Source organism: Chthonobacter rhizosphaerae (genome assembly GCF_013839525.1).
GTDB lineage: Bacteria > Pseudomonadota > Alphaproteobacteria > Rhizobiales > Pleomorphomonadaceae > Chthonobacter > Chthonobacter rhizosphaerae.
In genome coordinates this window covers 206,200-224,938 of the sequence record NZ_JACDIS010000006.1, presented here as the reverse complement: position 1 = coordinate 224,938, position 18,739 = coordinate 206,200, and the positions used below count along the sequence as shown (strand labels likewise).

Annotated in this window: 13 protein-coding genes, 1 tRNA gene and 1 other annotated feature; of the genes, 8 read left to right on the top strand and 6 right to left on the bottom strand. The window is 71.0% G+C overall.

Features of this window, described 5'->3' with window-relative positions; translation table 11 throughout:
• The first annotated feature begins 43 nt into the window (after nt 1-43).
• Nucleotides 44-103, top strand: a sequence feature (sul1 is cis-regulatory element that is thought to sense ions involved in sulfur or methionine metabolism; They are found in Alphaproteobacteria).
• Nucleotides 104-186: 83 nt separating this feature from the next.
• Both HND91_RS13040 and HND91_RS13035 read left to right on the top strand, forming a co-directional pair.
• On the top strand, nt 187-1,668 hold the full coding sequence (locus tag HND91_RS13040) for a SulP family inorganic anion transporter (RefSeq protein WP_181707150.1): 1,482 nt from the start codon (nt 187-189) through the stop codon (nt 1,666-1,668).
• Between the two features lie 72 nt (nt 1,669-1,740).
• Entirely contained in the window at nt 1,741-2,592 is an 852-nt protein-coding gene (locus HND91_RS13035; RefSeq protein ID WP_181707008.1) for a universal stress protein, read from the top strand.
• Between the two features lie 119 nt (nt 2,593-2,711).
• Here HND91_RS13035 and HND91_RS13030 read toward each other — a convergent pair whose 3' ends face one another.
• Complete coding sequence (locus HND91_RS13030; protein ID WP_181707007.1) at nt 2,712-3,140, bottom strand: MerR family transcriptional regulator; 429 nt, start codon at nt 3,138-3,140, stop codon at nt 2,712-2,714.
• Between the two features lie 69 nt (nt 3,141-3,209).
• Between HND91_RS13030 and HND91_RS13025 the strand changes: the two genes are divergently transcribed.
• Nucleotides 3,210-5,336 (top strand): heavy metal translocating P-type ATPase, encoded by a 2,127-nt coding sequence (locus HND91_RS13025; protein ID WP_181707006.1) that lies wholly within the window; start codon nt 3,210-3,212, stop codon nt 5,334-5,336.
• 56 nt (nt 5,337-5,392) lie between these two features.
• Here the strand turns inward: HND91_RS13025 and parE are convergent, their stop codons facing one another.
• Nucleotides 5,393-7,468 carry a DNA topoisomerase IV subunit B gene (gene parE / locus HND91_RS13020; RefSeq protein WP_181707005.1) on the bottom strand — a complete coding sequence of 692 codons (2,076 nt, stop codon included), beginning with the start codon at nt 7,466-7,468 and terminating at the stop codon, nt 5,393-5,395.
• Nucleotides 7,469-7,858: 390 nt separating this feature from the next.
• On the opposite strand from parE, the gene HND91_RS13015 reads away from it, so the two are divergent.
• Complete coding sequence (locus HND91_RS13015; protein ID WP_181707004.1) at nt 7,859-8,077, top strand: hypothetical protein; 219 nt, start codon at nt 7,859-7,861, stop codon at nt 8,075-8,077.
• A 126-nt stretch (nt 8,078-8,203) separates the two neighbouring features.
• Nucleotides 8,204-9,451: an Hsp70 family protein gene (locus HND91_RS13010; RefSeq protein WP_181707003.1), complete on the top strand. Its 1,248-nt coding sequence runs from the start codon at nt 8,204-8,206 to the stop codon at nt 9,449-9,451.
• Nucleotides 9,452-9,988: 537 nt separating this feature from the next.
• Here HND91_RS13010 and HND91_RS13005 read toward each other — a convergent pair.
• The 4 genes from HND91_RS13005 to HND91_RS12990 all read right to left on the bottom strand — a co-directional run bounded on the left by HND91_RS13005 (nt 9,989) and on the right by HND91_RS12990 (nt 15,019).
• Nucleotides 9,989-11,890 (bottom strand): PhoX family protein, encoded by a 1,902-nt coding sequence (locus HND91_RS13005; protein ID WP_181707002.1) that lies wholly within the window; start codon nt 11,888-11,890, stop codon nt 9,989-9,991.
• Nucleotides 11,891-12,052: 162 nt separating this feature from the next.
• Entirely contained in the window at nt 12,053-12,928 is an 876-nt protein-coding gene (locus HND91_RS13000) for a universal stress protein (RefSeq protein ID WP_181707001.1), read from the bottom strand.
• A 243-nt stretch (nt 12,929-13,171) separates the two neighbouring features.
• Entirely contained in the window at nt 13,172-14,581 is a 1,410-nt protein-coding gene (gene glnA, locus HND91_RS12995; protein ID WP_181707000.1) for a type I glutamate--ammonia ligase, read from the bottom strand.
• A gap of 99 nt (nt 14,582-14,680) precedes the next feature.
• On the bottom strand, nt 14,681-15,019 hold the full coding sequence (locus tag HND91_RS12990) for a P-II family nitrogen regulator (RefSeq protein WP_181706999.1): 339 nt from the start codon (nt 15,017-15,019) through the stop codon (nt 14,681-14,683).
• A gap of 421 nt (nt 15,020-15,440) precedes the next feature.
• Here HND91_RS12990 and HND91_RS12985 point away from each other — a divergent pair, with 421 nt between their 5' ends.
• The 3 genes from HND91_RS12985 (at nt 15,441) to tig (ending at nt 18,730) form a co-directional block, all read left to right on the top strand.
• A complete protein-coding gene (locus HND91_RS12985; RefSeq protein ID WP_181706998.1) occupies nt 15,441-16,955 on the top strand; it encodes an NAD(P)H-hydrate dehydratase in 1,515 nt (504 codons plus the stop codon).
• Between the two features lie 118 nt (nt 16,956-17,073).
• A tRNA-Leu gene (locus HND91_RS12980) sits at nt 17,074-17,158 on the top strand.
• A gap of 216 nt (nt 17,159-17,374) precedes the next feature.
• Nucleotides 17,375-18,730, top strand: coding sequence for a trigger factor (gene tig, locus HND91_RS12975; RefSeq protein ID WP_181706997.1), 1,356 nt, complete (start codon nt 17,375-17,377; stop codon nt 18,728-18,730).
• Nucleotides 18,731-18,739 lie beyond the last annotated feature (9 nt).

The following is an 18,739-nucleotide window of genomic DNA, read 5'->3' as shown; positions in this document are numbered from 1 at the left end:
CGGTTGCGTTCGCGGCAGCGCTGCCGCTAGACTTGACCATCGCCCTGGACTTCGGGAGCCTTTCCCGAGGTGGCTCTTCCGGCCGCCCATCCGCCGGACAACCCCTCACGACCGACCATCGTACCCTTGCGCCCGCGGCGCCGGGTCCGCCGTCCATCGTTTCGGGATCCCAGACACAGTATGTCCATGTTTTCCAACGTCCACCGCGACTGGCTCTCTAATGTCCGGGGCGACATCCTCGCCGGCACCGTCGTCGCTCTCGCGCTGATCCCGGAGGCCATCGGCTTCTCGGTCATCGCCGGGGTGGACCCCAAGATCGGCCTCTACGCATCCTTCGCCATCGCGGTCACGTCGGCCATCACAGGCGGACGGCCCGGCATGATCTCCGCCGCGACCGCCGCCACCGCCGTCCTGATGGTGGACCTCGTCCGCGACCATGGCCTCCAGTACCTCCTGGCGGCCACCGTCCTGATGGGCGTCCTGCAGATCCTCGCAGGGCTCCTGCGCCTCGACCGGCTGATGACATTCGTGTCGAAGTCGGTGATGACCGGCTTCGTGAACGCGCTCGCCATCCTGATCTTCCTCGCCCAGTTGCCCGAACTGGTGGGCGTGACGCCCGTGACCTACGTGATGGTGGCGGCGGGCCTCGCCGTCATCTACCTCTTCCCGCTCGTCACGAAGGCGGTGCCGAGCCCGCTCGTCTCCATCGTGCTGGTGACGGCCGCGAGCCTGACGCTCGGGCTCGACGTGCGCTCGGTCGGCGACCTCGGCGACCTGCCCTCCAGCCTGCCGGCCTTTCTGATCCCGGACGTGCCGTTCACCCTGGAGACGCTGCGGATCATCCTGCCCTATTCGGTGGCGCTCGCCGCGGTGGGGCTTCTGGAGTCGCTCCTCACCGCCGCCATCGTGGACGACCTCACCGATACGCCGAGCGACAAGAACCGGGAGTGCGGCGGCCAGGGCCTCTCCAACATCGTCAGCGGCTTCCTCGGCGGCATGGGCGGCTGCGCGATGATCGGCCAGTCGGTGATCAACGTGAAGTCCGGCGGACGGGGGCGCCTGTCCACCTTCGTGGCGGGCGTCGTGCTCCTGTTCCTGATCGTGGTGCTCGGGCCGTGGGTCGCCGAGATCCCGATGGCGGCCCTCGTCGCCGTCATGATCATGGTGTCGATCGGCACCTTCAACTGGCGCTCGATCGCCGAGATCCGGACCTATCCGACGTCCTCCAGCATCGTGATGCTCTCCACGGTGGCGGTGGTGGTCTACACCCACGACCTCGCCAAGGGGGTGCTGGTCGGCGTGCTCCTCTCGGGCATCTTCTTCGCCAGAAAGGTGGCGCGCTTCCTCTCAATCGGCTCGCGCCTGTCGGAGGACGGGCGGGTGCGGACCTACGAGGTGCGCGGCCAGGTGTTCTTCGCCTCGACCGAGGCCTTCCTCGCGGCTTTCGACGTGAAGGAGGTGGTGGAGCGCGTGGTGATCGACGTCAGCAACGCGCACTTCTGGGACGTCTCCGCCATCGCGGCGCTCGACAAGACCATCCTGCGCTTCCGCCGGGAGGGCGCCGGGGTGGAGGTGCTCGGCCTCAACGCGGCGAGCGCCACGCTCGTGGACAGGTTCGCCATTCACAACGACCCCGCCGCCGTGGACAAATTGATGGGCGGCCATTGACCGCCCGTCCTTCAGGGACCTGCAACGACCACAGAAACCGGCCTCGGTGAGAGCCGGACGGGAGGAAGACCCATGACCCGGATCCTTGCCTGCGTGGACGTGTCATCCTACGCGACCAGCGTCGCCGACCATGCCGCCTGGGCGGCCAACCGGACCGGCGCCTCGGTGGACCTCCTGCACGTGATCGGCCGCAAGGAACGCGGCGACATGATGGACCTGAGCGGCGCGCTCGGGTTCGACGCCAACGCCCACCTGCTGGCGGAACTGGCCGCGGCGGACGAGGCCAATGCGCGCCTCGCCCAGGAGCGGGGCAGGGCGCTGCTCGCCACCGGCCGGGCCCGCCTGCTGGAGGCGGGCGTCGCGGCGGTGGAGACGCGGCACCGGACGGGGTCCTTCGTCGACACCGTGGCCCAGATGGAGGCCGACTACGACCTCCTGGTGATCGGCAAGCGCGGCGCCAACGCGGACCTCGCCAGCCTCCACCTCGGCAGCAACCTCGAGCGGGTGGTGCGCACGGCCAGCAAGCCGGTGCTCGTCGCCTCGCGGGCGTTCAAGCCGATCAGCCGCGTGCTCCTCGCCTATGACGGCGGCCCGAGCGCCCGGAAGGCCGTCGACCACGTGACGTCCCACCCTCTCTTCGGCGGGCTCGCCGTGCACGTGGTGCTCGTCGGCGAGCCGACCGCCGAGGCGACCGCGCGCCTGGAGGAGGCCGCCGACCCGATCCGCCGCCGCGGCGGCGCCGTGGTGGCGCGGGTGATTCCCGGCGATCCGGAAGGCGTGATCGGCGCCTATGTGAAGAACGAGCGGATCGACCTCCTCGCCATCGGCGCCTACGGCCACTCGCGCGTGCGCCAGTTCCTGGTCGGCAGCACCACGTCGGCGATGGTGCGCACCTGCCTGATCCCGGTGATGCTGTTCCGCTGAGGCGCGGGGCAGGGCGTCTCCGCGCGCGGCAGACGTGCGGTCGATCGATGCCCGGACCGGCGGCGCTCGCGGCCGGACCTGCGGGTCCGGGCGCGCGCCACGCCCGCCCGGCCGGTTCGTCAACGGTGGGTGGGGCTCGCGCAGGCGCCGTGGTCCGCGAGCACCTCGATCACGCGGCAGTCCGCGACCGTGCCGTGGCTGCAGCCGTCGATCATGCGCTGAAGCTCCGCCTTCAGGGCGGTGAGGCGGGCGATGCGCTCCTCCACATCCTTCAGGCGCAGGCGGGCGATGGAATCCGCCGGCGAACAGGACTGCCCCGGATTGTCCTGGAGGTCCAGGAGGGTGCGGATCGCCTCCACCTCGAAGCCCAGTTCCCGCGCGTGGCGGATGAAGGCGAGCCGGCGCAGGTGCCGCCCGCCGTAGAGCCGGCGGTTGCCCTCGGTGCGCGGCGGTTCGGGCAGGAGGCCCACCTGCTCGTAGTAGCGGATGGTCGGCACCTTCACGCCGCTGGCGCGGGCCGCCTCGCCGATCGGAACACCGTCGTGCATTTTCGCTCTTGCTCCTCTAGTCGCTAGAGGATGTAGCGTCTGGTCCTGACATAGCCAAGGACCGACAGCATGACCGACCTGAGCCTCGTCAGCCGCTTCCGCGTGGAGGGCATGGACTGCGCCTCCTGCGCCGCCAAGGTGGACACCGCCGTCCGGCGGATTCCCGGCGTCGCGGAGGTGTCCGTCTCGATCTCGACCGAAACCATGACCGTGACCCACGCGCCCGGCGCCGACCTGAAGGCGCTGGTCCGGCAGGTGGGCGGGCTCGGCTACCCGACCACGCCGGTCGCCGACCGCGCTTCGTCCGCGCCCGCGGCCGAGGAGGGAGCCGCCCCGTGGTGGGCGGCCCCGAAGGCGCGACTGACGATCCTCTGCGCCGCGGCGCTCGGGCTGGCCATGATGGTCGGGTGGTCGATCCCGGCGGTGGAGACGCCGGCGCTGCTGCTCGCGCTGGCCGTCGGGCTGGTGCCGATCGCCCGGCGCGCGGTTTCGGCAGCCCTGGCGGGCACGCCCTTTTCGATCGAGACGCTGATGACCGTGGCGGCCGTCGGCGCGGTGTTCATCGGCGCGGCGGAGGAGGCGGCGGTGGTGGTCGTGCTCTTCCTGGTGGGCGAGCTTCTGGAGGGCGTCGCCGCCGCGCGGGCCCGCGCCAGCATCCGCAGCCTCGCGGCGCTGGTGCCCGCCGTGGCGCGCGTGGAGCGGAACGGCGGCCTGGAGGAGGTGCCGGCCACCTCGCTGCCGGTCGGCGCGGTCGTGCTCGTGCGGCCGGGCGACCGGATCCCGGCGGACGGCACGGTGCTGACCGGCGAGAGCGCCGTGGACGAGGCCCCGGTGACGGGCGAAAGCCTGCCGAAGCGGAAGGCCGCCGGCGACCCGGTGTTCGCCGGCACGGTGAACGGGGATGGCGCCTTGCGGCTCCGCGTCACCGCGAGCGCGGAGGACAACACCATCGCCCGCGTGGTGCGGCTGGTGGAGGAGGCGCAGGAGCGCAAGGCCCCGACGGAACGCTTGATCGACCGCTTCGCCCGAGTCTATACGCCGGCGGTGATCGCGGTGGCGGCCCTCGTCGCCGTCGCGCCGCCGCTGGTGGCGGGCGGCGACTGGTCGGAGTGGACCTACAAGGCGTTGGCGCTGCTCCTCATCGGCTGCCCGTGCGCGCTGGTGATCTCCACGCCCGCCGCCGTGGCGGCCGGGCTTGCGGCGGGCGCGCGGCGCGGCCTGCTCGTGAAGGGCGGGGCCGTGCTGGAGCAGGTGGGCGGGCTCACGGCGGTCGCCCTCGACAAGACCGGCACGCTGACGGAAGGCCGCCCGCGGGTGACCGACGTGTTGCCGGCGGCGGCCGACGAGCGGGCGGTCCTCTCCTATGCGGCGGCGCTCGGCGCGGAATCGGCCCATCCGCTCGCGCGCGCCATCCTGGCGGAGGCCCAGGCTCGCAAGGCGCCGCTGCCGCCGTCGTTCGGGTCCACCGCCCTCCCCGGCAAGGGGGTGGAGGGCAAGGTGGGCGGCGTGCCGGTGTTCCTCGGCTCGGCCGCCGCGGCGGGCGAGCGCGCGCCGCTCGACGACGCGCAGGCGGCGGCGGTGGCGGCGCTGGCGGCGGACGGCAAGTCGGTGTCCGTGCTGGTGGCGGGCGGCAAGGTGGCGGGGCTGATCGCGCTGCGCGACGAGCCGCGCGCCGACGCCCGGGCGGGGCTCGACGCCCTGAAGGCGGCCGGCGTCACCCCCGTGATGCTGACCGGCGACAACAGGACGACCGCCGACGCGGTGGCGGCGACCCTCGGCATCGAGGCGCGGGCCGAGCTTCTGCCGGAGGACAAGCAGCGGATCGTGCGGGAAATGCAGGCCTCGGGCCACCGCGTGGGCAAGGTGGGCGACGGCATCAACGACGCGCCGGCGCTGGCCGCCGCCGATGTCGGCATCGCCATGGGCGGCGGCACGGACGTGGCGCTGGAGACGGCGGACGCCGCCATCCTGCATGGCCGGGTGCTGGACGTCGCCAGGCTGGTGCGGCTGTCCCGGTCGGTGATGGCCAACATCCGCCAGAACGTCGCCATCGCGCTCGGCCTGAAGGCGGTGTTCCTGGTGACGACGCTCCTCGGCGTCACGGGGCTTTGGCCGGCGATCCTGGCCGACACGGGCGCCACGGTGCTCGTCACCGCCAACGCCATGCGGCTGCTCGCCTGGCGCGGCGCGCTCTGATCGGCGCGGGGAGGGGGCGCGGGGCGCCCTCCCCCCCGGGGGGATCGATGTCCGGGTCAGATGTCCAGGTCGGTCGCGAAGGCGGCGTTCTCCTGGATGAAGGCGAAGCGCGCCTCCGGCTTGTTGCCCATCAGCCGTTCCACCGTGTCGGAGGTCATCTCGGTCTCCTCCTCGATCACGCCGACGCGCAGCAGCGTGCGCGTCTTCGGGTCCATGGTGGTCTCCTTCAGCTGCCCGGGCATCATCTCGCCGAGGCCCTTGAAGCGGCCGATCTCGGGCTTCTTGTTCTTGAACACCGTGCGCAAGAGCTCTTCCCGGTGGGCGTCGTCGCGGGCGTAGACGGTCTTGCCGCCGTGGGTGAGCCGGTAGAGCGGCGGCACGGCGAGGAAGAGGTGGCCGCCGCGGATGAGCTGGGGCATCTCCCGGTAGAAGAAGGTGATGAGCAGCGACGCGATGTGGGCGCCGTCCACGTCCGCGTCGGTCATGATGATGACCTTGTCGTAGCGAAGGTCGTCCTCGCGATAGTGGCTGCGGGTGCCGACGCCGAGCGCCTGGAGGAGGTCGGACAGCTGCTGGTTGGCGGCGAGCTTGTCGCGCCCGGCGCTGGCCACGTTGAGGATCTTGCCGCGGAGCGGCAGCACCGCCTGGCTCGCCCGGTCGCGCGCCTGCTTGGCGGACCCGCCGGCCGAGTCGCCCTCAACGATGAAGATCTCCGAGCCCTGCGCGGCGGTCTGCGAGCAGTCGGCGAGCTTGCCCGGCAGGCGCAGCTTGCGGATCGCCGACTTGCGCTGGACGTCCTTCTCCTGGCGGCGGCGGAGGCGCTCGTCGGCCCGCTCGATCACCCACTCCAGGAGCCGGCCGGCCTGGGCGGGCGAGCCGGTGAGGAAGTGGTCGAACGCGTCCTTGACGGCGTTCTCCACGATGCGGCTGGCGTCGGCCGTGGCGAGCTTGTCCTTGGTCTGGCCGACGAACTCCGGCTCGCGCACGAACACCGACAGGAGGCCGCCCGCCGACGTCATCACGTCGTCCGGCGTCACCTGGGCGACGCGCTTGTTGCCGACCATCTCGCCATAGGACTTCAGCGAGCGGGTGAGGGCGATGCGGAGGCCCTGCTCGTGGGTGCCGCCGCCGGGCGTCGGGATGGTGTTGCAGTAGGAGTTGACGAAGCCGTCGCCAGCGAACCAGGCGACCGCCCACTCGACGGACCCGTGGCCGCCGGTGCCGGTCTTGCCGGCGAAGATCTCCTCGGCGACCCGGCGTTCGCCCTCGAGCGCCTCGACGAGAAAGTCCTTCAGGCCGCCCGGGAACTTGAACACCGCCTCGGCGGGCGTCGCCTTGCCGGCGACGAGGCATTCGTCGCAGGACCAGCGGATCTCCACGCCGCCGAAAAGATAGGCCTTGGAGCGCGCCATCTTGAAGAGGCGCGCCGGCTCGAAGCCCTGCTCGGCGCCGAAGATCTGCGGGTCCGGCCGGAAGCGCACCTTGGTGCCGCGCCGGTTCATGGTCTCGCCGAGGTGCTGCAGCGGGCCCTGCGGGATGCCGCGCGAGAAGGTCTGCCGGTAGAGCTGGCGGCCGCGGGCGACCTCCACCTCGAGCGTTTCGGAGAGGGCGTTCACCACGGACACGCCGACGCCATGGAGGCCGCCGGAGGTCTCGTAGACCTTGCTGTCGAACTTGCCGCCCGCGTGGAGCGTGCACATGATGACTTCGAGGGCCGACTTGTCCGGAAACTTCGGATGCGGGTCGACCGGGATGCCGCGACCGTTGTCGATCACGGTCAGGAAGCCGTCGTCCGACAGGTGGACCTCGATCCAGGACGCGTGGCCGGCCACGGCCTCGTCCATGGAGTTGTCGATCACCTCGGCGAAGAGGTGGTGGTAGGCGCGGTCGTCCGTGCCGCCGATGTACATGCCGGGCCGCCGGCGGACCGGCTCCAGCCCTTCCAGCACCTCGATGGCGGACGCGTTGTAGTCCTGCTCGCCGGGCGTCGCCGGGCTCTTCACGGCGGCGGCGACGGCCGCGGCGGCGGCCGTCCTGGTCCGGGCCGGGCGCGCGGGGGCGGGGGCCTTGGCGGCTTCACCCTCCCCTGCCGCGGGGATCATGTCGCCGAAGAGATCGTCACGGTCCGTCATGTCGCTCGTTTCGCCAGATCCTCGCTTGCGGCGCGGCTGCCGCGCCGCCGGGGCATGCGCCGGGCCGGGCTCGGCCCGACCCTTCCGCCCCGCCGCCGGCGTCCGGTTTACGTCCTTGGTGGCGGAAACTGAAGGCCGATCGCCGATTCGTCTGTGCAAGAGTGCCATAGTCCGTGCCGTTGTGGCTGGATTGCGCCGGTTGGCTGAGCTTTGTTCCTGTTATGTTCGCATCTTGGCGACCTCGGCGCAAGCCGGTGACCCGTCGTTAAGGGCGCTGGGGCATGCTGCCCGGATCGGGCACCCGCGCGGGCCCGATCCGGTGCGGCGGATCCCGACCGGGTGCGCGCGCGTTCGGGTGGGGTGCGTCCAAAAGCTATGTCCGGGAGCGTCATGCGTCAGTCGCCCGCCGTCAGGGCCGCCTCGGCCGACCTCGCCATGCTGGGCATCCAGGCGAGCCTGGCGGCCTGTTCGCTGGGCGCGCTGCGGCGCGACCTGGAGGACAAGCTGGACGGGCCGCCGCTGCCGAGCGTCGGTCCCGCCGCCGCGCGCGTGCTCCGGCGGCTGCCGCCGACGCTGATCCTCGCCGGCCTGTTCGCAACCCTGCTCTGACCCGCCGGCAGGTCTGGTCGCTTGCATCGCGGGCCGTCCCGTGCGAACGGGTTCGCCCCGCCGGCCGGTACGCTCCTGGCGCCCGTCGGCCGACCGCATTCGCCCCTCATGCTCCGGAGACCTTCCATGGCCGCCTGCGGTCTCGACTTCGGCACGTCCAACACCACGCTCGGCGTCGCCGGCGCCGGACAGCCCGCGCTCGTGCCCCTGGAGGGGGACGCGGACACGATCCCGAGCGCGATCTTCTATCCGCAGACCGGCGCGACCCGAGTCGGCCGGGCCGCCGTGGGCGCCTATGTGGACGGCGAGCACGGCCGGCTGATGCGCAGCCTGAAGTCCGTGCTCGGCACCGCGCTCATCGACGAGACGACGCTCGTCGGCCGCCAGCGCCTCACCTTCCGGCGGGTGATCGCGGACTATCTCGGGACCATCAAGCGCCGGGCGGAGACCGCGGCCGGCGCGTCGCTCGACGCGGTGGTCCACGGCCGGCCGGTGTTCTTCGTGGACGACGACCCGGCCGGCGACGCGCGCGCGGAGGCGACACTGCACGCGATCGCCACCGACATCGGCTTCCGCGAGGTGTCGTTCCAGTTCGAGCCGATCGCCGCCAGCCTGGACTACGAGCGCCAGATCGGCGACGAGCAGCTGGCGCTGATCGCCGACATCGGCGGCGGCACGTCCGACTTCTCCATCGTGCGCCTGGGGCCGGACCGGCGCGGCCGCCCCGACCGCGCGGCCGACATCCTGGCTAACGACGGCGTCCGGATCGGCGGCACGGACTTCGACCGGCTGCTCTCGCTCGGCGTGGTGATGCCGCTCCTCGGCTACCGCTCGGCCATGAAGCGGGAGGGGCTTTCGGTGCCGTCCGGCTATTTCCACGACCTCGCCACCTGGTCGAACATCAACCGGCTCTACGAGCCGAAGACCCTGCGCGCCCTTCACGAGGTGGAGCGCGACGCCGCCGACCCCGGCCTGTTCGGCCGGCTCGTGCGGGTCGTCGAGGAGGAGCGCGGCCACGCGCTCGCCATCGGCGTGGAGGGCGCCAAGATCGCCGTGTCCGAGGAGGGCAGGGCAGCCGTGGACCTCGCCTTCCTGGAGGCGGGCCTCGCCGCCGCGGTGGAGCGCCGCGACCTCGTCGCCCACACGGAGACACTGTCGAGCCGCATCGCCGCCCGGGTGGACACCTGCCTCAGGCAGGCGGGCGTGACGGCGGACGCCATCGACGCCGTCTTCCTGACGGGAGGCTCCACCCGCCTGGAGCACGTCCGCGCCGCCATCCTGGCCGCGGTCCCCGCCGCCCGCGTGGTCGAGGGCGACACGTTCGGCAGCGTCGGCCTGGGCCTGACCGTAGAGGCGGCGAACCGGTACGGGTGAGGGGGGGGCGGCGGGGGGGCTTTTGGGCGCGGCTCCATTCCGTCATCCCGGCGAACGCCGGGATCCAACCGACGGGGCGTCATCCGCACCGGTTCGGATGATTTCGGTGACGGTTGGATCCCGGCGTTCGCCGGGATGACGCTGTTGAGAAGCCGAGTGCGACGCCTGCGACGGACGCGGCGGCCACCCGGGCTCGGCGTTCGCCGGGATGACGCTGTTGAGAAGCCGAGTGCGATGCCCGCGACGGACGCGGTGGCCATCCGGGCTCGGCGTTCGCCGGGATGACGCTGTTGAGAAGCCGAGTGCGATGCCCGCAACGGACGCGGTGGCCATCCGGGCTCGTCGTTCGCCGGGATGACGCTGTTGAGAAGCCGAGAGCGATGCCTGCGACGGACGCGGTGGCCATCCGGGCTCGGCGTTTGCCGGGATGACGCTTTATGAAATGGAGCGGCCAGCGGGACTATCCCGCCGAAAGAGCAGGGGCGCGCCGGTTGCCCGGCGCGCCCCCCTGTTCCGAACGGACAGCCTCGGGCGGCGTCAGCCGACGAGGGCGTTGTCGTCGCGCTTGATGGCGATCACGGTCGAGCGCGGCAGCTTGCCCTCGCCGTCCGGGAACGGCGCGTCCGGGTGCTGGATGCCGACGAACATGGTGCGCCGGTCGGCCGACCAGGTGAGGCCGGTGACCTCCGAGCCCTTCGGGCCGGTGAGGAAGCGCTCGATGCGGCCGGTCGCCGGGTCGCCGGCGAGCATCTGGTTGTTGCCCTGGCCGGCGAACTCGCCCTCGTTGGTGTCCTCGCCGTCGGTCTGGATCCAGATCAGACCGGTCGAGTCGATCATCATCCCGTCCGGCGAGTTGAACATGTTGCCTTCGTTGATGTTGCCGGAGCCCGCGTAGGCGTCCTTGTGGACGACCGGGTTGCCGGCCATCACGTAGAGGTCCCACTTGAAGCCGCCGGCCGTGTGGTCCTCGTCCGCCGGGTACCAGCGCACGATCTGGCCGTACTCGTTCTTGGCGCGCGGGTTCGGGCCTCCGACCGCCATCACGTCGCCGCCGGCGTTGCCGCGCGGCTTGCCGTCGTCGGTCAGGGTGCCGCGGCGGCTGTTGTTCGTGAGGCAGCAGTAGGCTTCGGCCGCGACCGGGCTGACCGCGACCCACTCCGGACGGTCCATGGTCGTGGCGCCCACCTTCGACGCGGCCATGCGGGTGAACACGGCGATCTCGGCCGCCGACATGCCGGTGCTTTCCGGGGTCAGCGCCAGCCACTCGCCGTTGCCGTCCTCGGCGAACTTCGCCACCGACAGCGTGCCGTCGACGAGCAGGGTGGAGGTGTCGCCGCCCGGCACGTAGACGCCGTTGGAGACCCAGCGGTAGAGGAACTCGCCGCGCTCGTCGTCGCCCATGTAGACGACCACGCGGCCGTCACGGGCCACCACGCAGGCGGCGTTCTCGTGCTTGATGCGGCCGAGGGCCGTGTGCTTCAGCGGGGTGGAGTCCGGCTTGGACGGATCGATCTCGACCACGTAGCCGTGGCGGCGCGGCTCGTTGGGATGCTTGGAGACGTCGAAGCGCTCGTCGAACTTCTCGTAGGCGTAACGGCCCTCGGCCGCGATGCCGTAGCGCTTGTAGTCGCCCGGCAGCTTGGCGTCGGCCACGGTGGAGCCGAAGTAGCCGTTGAAGTTCTCCTCGCAGGTCAGATAGGTGCCCCACGGGGTCTTCCCCGAGCCGCAGTTGTTGAGGGTGCCGAGCACCTCCATGCCGGTCGGGTCGAGGTCGGTCTTGACAAGGTCGTGGCCGGCGGCGGGGCCGGTCAGCTTCATGGGGGTGCGGTGGTGGATGCGGCGGTTGTACGGGCTGTCGAGCACGATCGACCAGCCGTCATCGCCCTCGGCGATCTCCATGACGGTCACGCCCTGCAGGTTCTGCAGCTTGACGACGTCGTCGGCGCTCGTCGGCATGCCCTTCTCGTTCTTGGGCAGATTGACCTTCTCGTTCACGTACTCGTGGTTGATGGCGATCACCTGACGGCCGCCGACCAGGAAGGCCTCCATGCCGTCGGTGTTCTCGCCGAACACCTTGTCCGAGCTGGCGAGATCGCCGCCCGTGGCGTGGTCGAGGTCGGACACGCCGGAGAAGAGCGGCTGGCCCCACTTGGCGAGCGGCTTCCAGGTGTAGCCTTCCGGCACGTGGACGGTGCCGTCGGTCGCGATCGGGATCGGCTTGAAGGCGAAGCGGCTGGTGGAGGCGAGGGCGGCGGAGGGCGACAGGAGGCCGGTGCCGAGGGCGGCGGCGCCGGAGCCGAACACCAGGAGACCGCCGAGGAAGCCGCGGCGGGAGATCGCCGTCTCGACCACGCGGTCGAAATCGGTCACGGCCGGCGGCGGATTGATGCGCTCGTCCCACTCGTCCCAGGACAGGTTGGACAGATCGACGTCACTCATTGCGAGCCTCCACGTTGCTGCGCGGCGTCTGCGGCCGCGTGACTGCGGTGAGCGGCCTCCGGGGGCAGGCCGCCGGCATCGTGGATAATGGCGATCCGTAACAGCCGGACGACAGTTGTGTGACGGGCCGACGAGATCGCTCGCCGGCCCGTCCCTCAAGCGTCAGTGCGACAGGAGGACCGGCACCGGCGGGGCGGCCACCACGCTGCGGGTCGCGCCGCCGAGGATGAAGTCGCGCATCCGGGAATGCGCGAAGGCGCCCATCACCAGGAGGTCGACGCCGCGGGTGGCCGCATAGTCCGCCAGGGTGTCGCCGATCGGCCGGCGGCCGCCGTCCACGACTTCGCAGACCGCCTCCACCTCGTGGAGACCCAGGTGGCGCTTCAGGTCGTCGAAGCCCCGCGACGACGGCAGGTCCTTCTCGTCGCCCACGGTGAAGACGCGGACCTCGTCGGCCATCCGGAGGATCGGCAGCGCGTCGGCGAGCGACCGGGCGGCGGGCATCGACCAGTCCCACGCGACCGCGACGGTCTTCAGCGGCACGTCCGTGGCGGCGGCGGGCAGGAGCAGCACCGGCCGGCCCGACCCGAAGATGACGCTCTCCGCCACATACTGCTGCTGAACGCCGGTCTCCAGGGCCGCCATGATGGTCAGGTCGCGAAGCCGGGCGAGTTCGGTGACGAAGCCGGTGACGCGGGACTCCTCGCACCGGAAGGTCCGGACGTCGCCGGTGACGCCCGTCTCCCGGCACGCGGCTTCGAAGGCCCGGTCGGCCGAGATCGCGTTCGCCTTGGCGCGCTCGGTGGCGGTCGCCACCATGCCCGGCAGGTCGAGCAGCATGTTGGCGATCGCGTTCGCCGGCGGGTGGAACTCCAGGTCGAACGAGACCGCCGAGATCCCGGCGCCGATCCGCTTGGCGAAGCGCACCGCGGCGCGGGCGGAAGCCTCCGGAACCGGATCCGGGAAGGTGCTGAACGGGATGAGGAGATCCTTGTACATGGCGTCCTCCATGCGGCGGCCCGAGAGGCCGGCCGTCATCGCCGGCGTCGGGAAGGGAGCCGGCTTCGGACCATGTACGACCCCGCGCGCCGCTCTCATCCGATCCGGACGGACGCGGATGGGACATGTACGGAGGGGTGGACGGGCGCCGGTTCGGCGGCCCGGCGCCGGGTCGAGGCGGCCGAAAGCCGGCGTTTCCGGGCGCAGGAACGCAACGGGGCGGCCCGAAGGCCGCCCCGTCCGTTGGAGCCGATGGGATGCCGGCCGAAGCCGGCCGCCCGATCAGACCGAGTAGTACATGTCGAACTCGACCGGGTGCGGGGTCATCTCGTAGCGCATGTTCTCCTCCATCTTCAGCTCGATCCAGCTGTCGATGAAGTCGTCGTCGAACACGCCGCCGGCCTTCAGGAAGTCGCGGTCGGCGTCGAGGGACGCCAGGGCCTCACGCAGCGAGCCGCAGACGGTCGGAATGGCCTTCAGCTCTTCCGGCGGCAGGTCGTAGAGGTTCTTGTCGGCCGCGTCGCCCGGGTGGATCTTGTTCTTGATGCCGTCGAGGCCGGCGAGCAGCATCGAGGAGAACGCCAGGTACGGGTTGGCGGTCGGGTCCGGGAAGCGGACTTCCAGGCGCTTGGCCTTCGGGTTGGTGGTGTACGGGATGCGCACCGAGGCCGAGCGGTTGCGGGCCGAGTAGGCAAGCAGCACCGGGGCCTCGTAGCCCGGGACCAGGCGCTTGTAGCTGTTGGTCGACGGGTTGGTGAGGGCGTTGATCGCCTTGGCGTGCTTCAGGATGCCGCCGATGTAGTAGAGGCAGGTCTCCGAAAGGTCGGCGTACTGGTTGCCGGCGAAGACGGGCTTGCCTTCCTTCCAGATCGACTGGTGCACGTGCATGCCCGAGCCGTTGTCGCCGAAGATCGGCTTCGGCATGAAGGTGGCCGACTTGCCGTAGGCGTTGGCCACCTGATGGATCACGTACTTGTAGATCTGCAGGTGGTCGGCGACGGTGGTCAGCGTCTGGAACTTCAGGCCGAGCTCATGCTGGGCCGACGCCACCTCGTGGTGGTGCTTCTCGACGGCGACGCCCATCTCGGCCATGACCGAGAGCATCTCCGAGCGGATGTCCTGCAGGCTGTCCACCGGCGGGACCGGGAAGTAGCCGCCCTTCTTGCGGACGCGGTGGCCGAGGTTGCCCGACTCGTAGTCCGTGTAGGAGTTGATCGGCAGCTCGGCGGAGTCGATCTTGAAGCCGGTGTGGTAGGGCTCGGCGGCGAACTTCACGTCGTCGAACACGAAGAACTCGGCTTCCGGACCGAAGAACACCTTGTCGCCGATGCCGAGGGTGGCCACGTAGGCCTCCGCCTTCTTGGCGATCGAGCGCGGGTCGCGGTTGTAGGGCTCGCCGGAGATCGGGTCGATGACGTCGCAGAAGATCGCGAGGGTCGACTGGGCGAAGAAGGGATCGACGTGAGCGGTGCTCGCGTCCGGGATCAGCGTCATGTCGGACTCGTTGATCGCCTTCCAGCCGGCGATCGAGGAGCCGTCGAAGGCGGTGCCTTCGGCGAACATGTCCTCGTCAACGAGCGACACGTCGAACGTGACGTGCTGCAGCTTTCCGCGCGGGTCGGTGAAGCGCAGGTCGACGTATTTGATGTCGTTGTCCTTGATCCTCTTCAACACGTCGGCAGCAGTGGTCATAGGCCCTTCCTTTCAGACTTCTTGAACTTTTCTGGACCGCGTCCGGGCGCGCCCGGGCTGCGGTGAAACGGGTAATCCGGGCAGGCGCGCGCGGCGCCGTCAGATGGCGTCGTTGCCGGTCTCGCCGGTGCGGATCCGCACGGCTTCCTCGATGGGAGAGACGAAGATCTTGCCGTCGCCGATGCGGCCGGTCTGGGCCGCATTGCGGATCGCGTCGACGGCCTTGTCGACCATCTCGTCGGTCAGGACGACCTCGACCTTCACCTTCGGCAGGAAGTCGACGACGTACTCGGCGCCGCGATACAGCTCGGTATGACCCTTCTGGCGCCCAAACCCCTTCGCCTCGGTGACCGTGATGCCCTGCAGGCCAACGTCCTGCAGCGCTTCCTTCACTTCATCGAGTTTGAAGGGCTTGATGATAGCCTCGATTTTCTTCATCGCCTCCCTGTCCTCGCCGCTTGGTTTCGACCGCCTCACGTGGCCGGAACGGGCTAGTCCGAAGCACGCGCTGTGCCACACGGCGCGAGCCATCTGAGTGGCGCGAAATGAGGCGTGCGCACAATGCCGGTTCGTCCCTTGTGCAGGCAAGGCCGAATATTAGGCCCACAAATTAGGCAATTGCACACGAGGTGGGCGTTTTAGCGGCGTCAAGGTGGGCCGCTTGCGTGATGGCCAAGCAGCGGTTCGGCCTCGCAGGTGGGCATTCCGCCCTTTCGCCGGGCGTTTTCCGCGGCATAGACTTGACGGGCCGACGTCCGGCCGTCCGGCGGTGCCTCGCCGGTGGGCGGCGGACGCCGGCGGGACGGCGACTGCGGCAGATCCGCCCTGCCGGCGGGCGCGGCCGCGCCAGGAGACCACGATGCGATTCGACGACGAAGGCGCCGCGCTGCTCTCTCCGGCCGAGATGGCCCGGGCGGACCGGCTGACGATCGAGGCCGGGACGCCCGGCACCGTCCTGATGGAGCATGCCGGCTACGCGGTGGCGGACGACATCTCCGCGCGCCACGCGCAGGGCACGCGCGTGGCCGTGGTGTGCGGGCCGGGGAACAACGGCGGCGACGGCTTCGTGGTCGCCCGCGTGCTCGCCCAGCGCGGGTTCATCGTGCGGCTGGGGCTTCTCGGGGACAGGGCGGCGCTGAAGGGCGACGCCGCCTGGGCGGCCGGCCTCTTCCGGGGCGAGGTGGAGCCGGCGCATCCGGACGTGCTCGCCAAGGCGACGGTGATCGTGGACGCGCTGTTCGGCGCCGGCCTCGCCCGGCCGCTGGACGGGGCGGCGGCCGACCTGGTGGCCGCGATCAACCGCGCACGCCGGGCCGGCGCGGTGGTGGTGGCGGTGGATCTGCCGAGCGGGATCGACGGGGCGACCGGCGCGGTGCTCGGCGTCGCCGTGGAGGCGACGCGGTCGGTGACCTTCTTCCGCCGCAAGCCGGGTCACCTCCTGCTGCCGGGGCGGCTCCACGCGGGGCTCGTGAAGGTGGCGGACATCGGGATCGAGCCGTCCGTGCTCGGCGCCATCGCGCCGGCCACGATCGCCAACGGGCCGGGGCTCTGGCGCGCGGCCTGGCCGGAGTCGGTCGCCGACCTCCACAAGTATTCGCGCGGCGCGGTTCTCGTGGCGTCCGGCCCGGTGCAGGCCTCGGGGGCGGCCCGGTTGGCCGCCGTCGCGGCGCTGCGGGCCGGGGCGGGGATCGTCACCGTGGCGGCCCCGACCGACGCCGTCGCCACTGTGGCCGCCTACAGGGCCGCGCTGGTGGTGAAGCCCGCCGACACGGCGGCGGACCTCCGGGCGATCGCCGCCGACGGGCGGTTGCGCGCCGTGGTGATCGGCCCCGGCTTCGGCCTCGACGGCGACCGGGGCGAGGCGGTCGACCACATGATCGGCCACGCGCCGGCCCTGGTGCTCGACGCGGACGCGCTGACGCTGATCGCCCGCTCCGACCGGGAGGCGGCCTTCGCGGCCCTGAAGGCCCGCCCGGCGCCCGCCGTCATGACGCCGCACGAGGGCGAGTTCGCGCGTCTCTTCCCCGACGCGTCCGGGTCGCGGCTGGAGCGGGCGCGCGCCGCCGCGGCGGCGAGCGGGGCGGTGGTGGTCCTCAAGGGGCCGGACACGGTGATCGCCGCGCCGGACGGGCGCGGGGCCATCAACGAGAACGCGCCGCCGCACCTGGCGACCGCCGGATCGGGCGACGTCCTCGCTGGAATCGTCGCCGGATTTCTCGCCCGCGGGGTCGCGCCGTTCCAGGCGGCGGCCATGGGCGTGTGGCTGCACGGCGAGACGGGCCGGCACGCCGGCCCCGGCGCGATCGCGGACGATCTGGTCGAGGCGCTCCGGCCGGTGCTCGCCGCCGGCCTTCCGCCGCCGCCGGACGCCTGAGGGAAGCGCCCGAGAGAAGCCGGAACAGAGCCGCCTTTTCGCTTTCTCCCCAGAGAACGCGGTGATATAGAGACGCCGCCTCGGGCCCCGGCCGCGAAGCGAGCGTGCTCTTTGGCGGGCGGGCGTGGTGGAACTGGTAGACACGACGGATTTAGGTTCCGTTGGCGAAAGCCGTGGGGGTTCAAGTCCCTCCGCCCGCACCAGATCGGCAGGATCCATCTTGGGATCGTATCGCCGGCCAACCGTCCCGCCGAGCTCGCCGACCGCCGGGTGAGACCGGGCTTTCGCGCCGGCCGCTGCCGGCCGCGGAAGCGGCAACCGGCGCCGGGGCGCAAGGACGATGCTCGATACGGCCTTTCCCGTGGGCCGAGGGGCCTCGGGACAGATCGATTCGAAGGACAGGGACGAAAGACCGACCCATGCAGGTGCACGAAACCGCCGTCGAAGGGCTGAAGCGCGAGCTCAAGATCGTCGTTCCGGCGACGGAACTGGCCAGCCGCCTCGATACCTACCTCAACGACCTGAAGGGCCGCGTGCAGATCCGCGGCTTCCGGCCGGGCAAGGTGCCGATGACGCATCTGAAGAAGATGTACGGCAAGTCCGCCATGGCCGAGATCGTCAACACCGTCATCGGCGAGACGACCTCCAAGGCGGTCGAGGAGCGGAACGAGAAGTCCGCCGTGCAGCCGAAGGTGGACCTCGCCGACGCCGAGGCCGAGAAGGTCCTGGACGGCGACGCCGACCTCGCCTTCACGCTCTCCTACGAGGTGATCCCGAGCTTCGACGTGCAGCCGGTGGATGGCGTCAGCATCGAGCGCCCGGTGGTCGAGGTGACCGACGAGGAGATCCAGGAGCGCCTGACGCAGATCGCCGAGGGCTCCCGCTCCTACGAGCCGCGCGAGTCCGACGCCGCCGCCGCCGAAGGCGACCGGGTGCAGATCTCCTATCTCGGCAAGATCGACGGCGAGCCCTTCGAGGGCGGCGCCGACGACCGGGCCTACGTGTTCCTCGGCCAGAAGCGCTTCATCCCGGGCTTCGAGGAACAGCTCGTCGGCCTCAAGGTCGGCGACACCAAGGTCATCGAGGTGACCTTCCCGGAGGACTATCCGGCTCCGAACCTGTCCGGCAAGCCGGCCACCTTCGACATCGAGGTGTTCGAGATCGCCGCCCCCGGCGAGGTGAAGCTCGACGACGACTGGGCGAAGACGCTCGGCCTCGACAGCCTGGACGCCCTCAAGGCGGCCGTGAAGGCGCAGGTCGAATCGCAGTACGGCGCGCAGACCCGCCAGAAGGTGAAGCGCCAGCTGCTCGACCAGCTGGACAAGCAGTATTCCTTCGACCTGCCGCCGACCCTGGTCGGCCAGGAGTTCGACATCATCTGGCGTCAGGTGACGGGCGAACTGGAGCGCACCGGCAAGTCCTTCGAGGACGAAGGCACGACCGAGGAGAAGGCGCGCGAGGAGTACACCAAGATCGCCGAGCGCCGCGTGCGCCTGGGCCTCGTCCTCTCCAAGATCGGCGAGGAGAACAAGATCCAGGTGACCGAGCCCGAGATCCAGCGCGCCCTCGTGGAGCGCGCCCGCCAGTTCCCGGGCCAGGAGCGCCAGGTGTTCGAATACTACCGCAAGGACCCGCAGGCGCTCGCCTCGCTCCAGGCGCCGGTGTTCGAGGAGAAGGTGGTGGACTACCTGCTCGGCCAGGTGAAGGTCGAGGACAAGACCGTCACCAAGGAAGAGCTCTTCAAGGACGACGAGGACGAGGCCGCCGCGGCCTGATCCCGACGA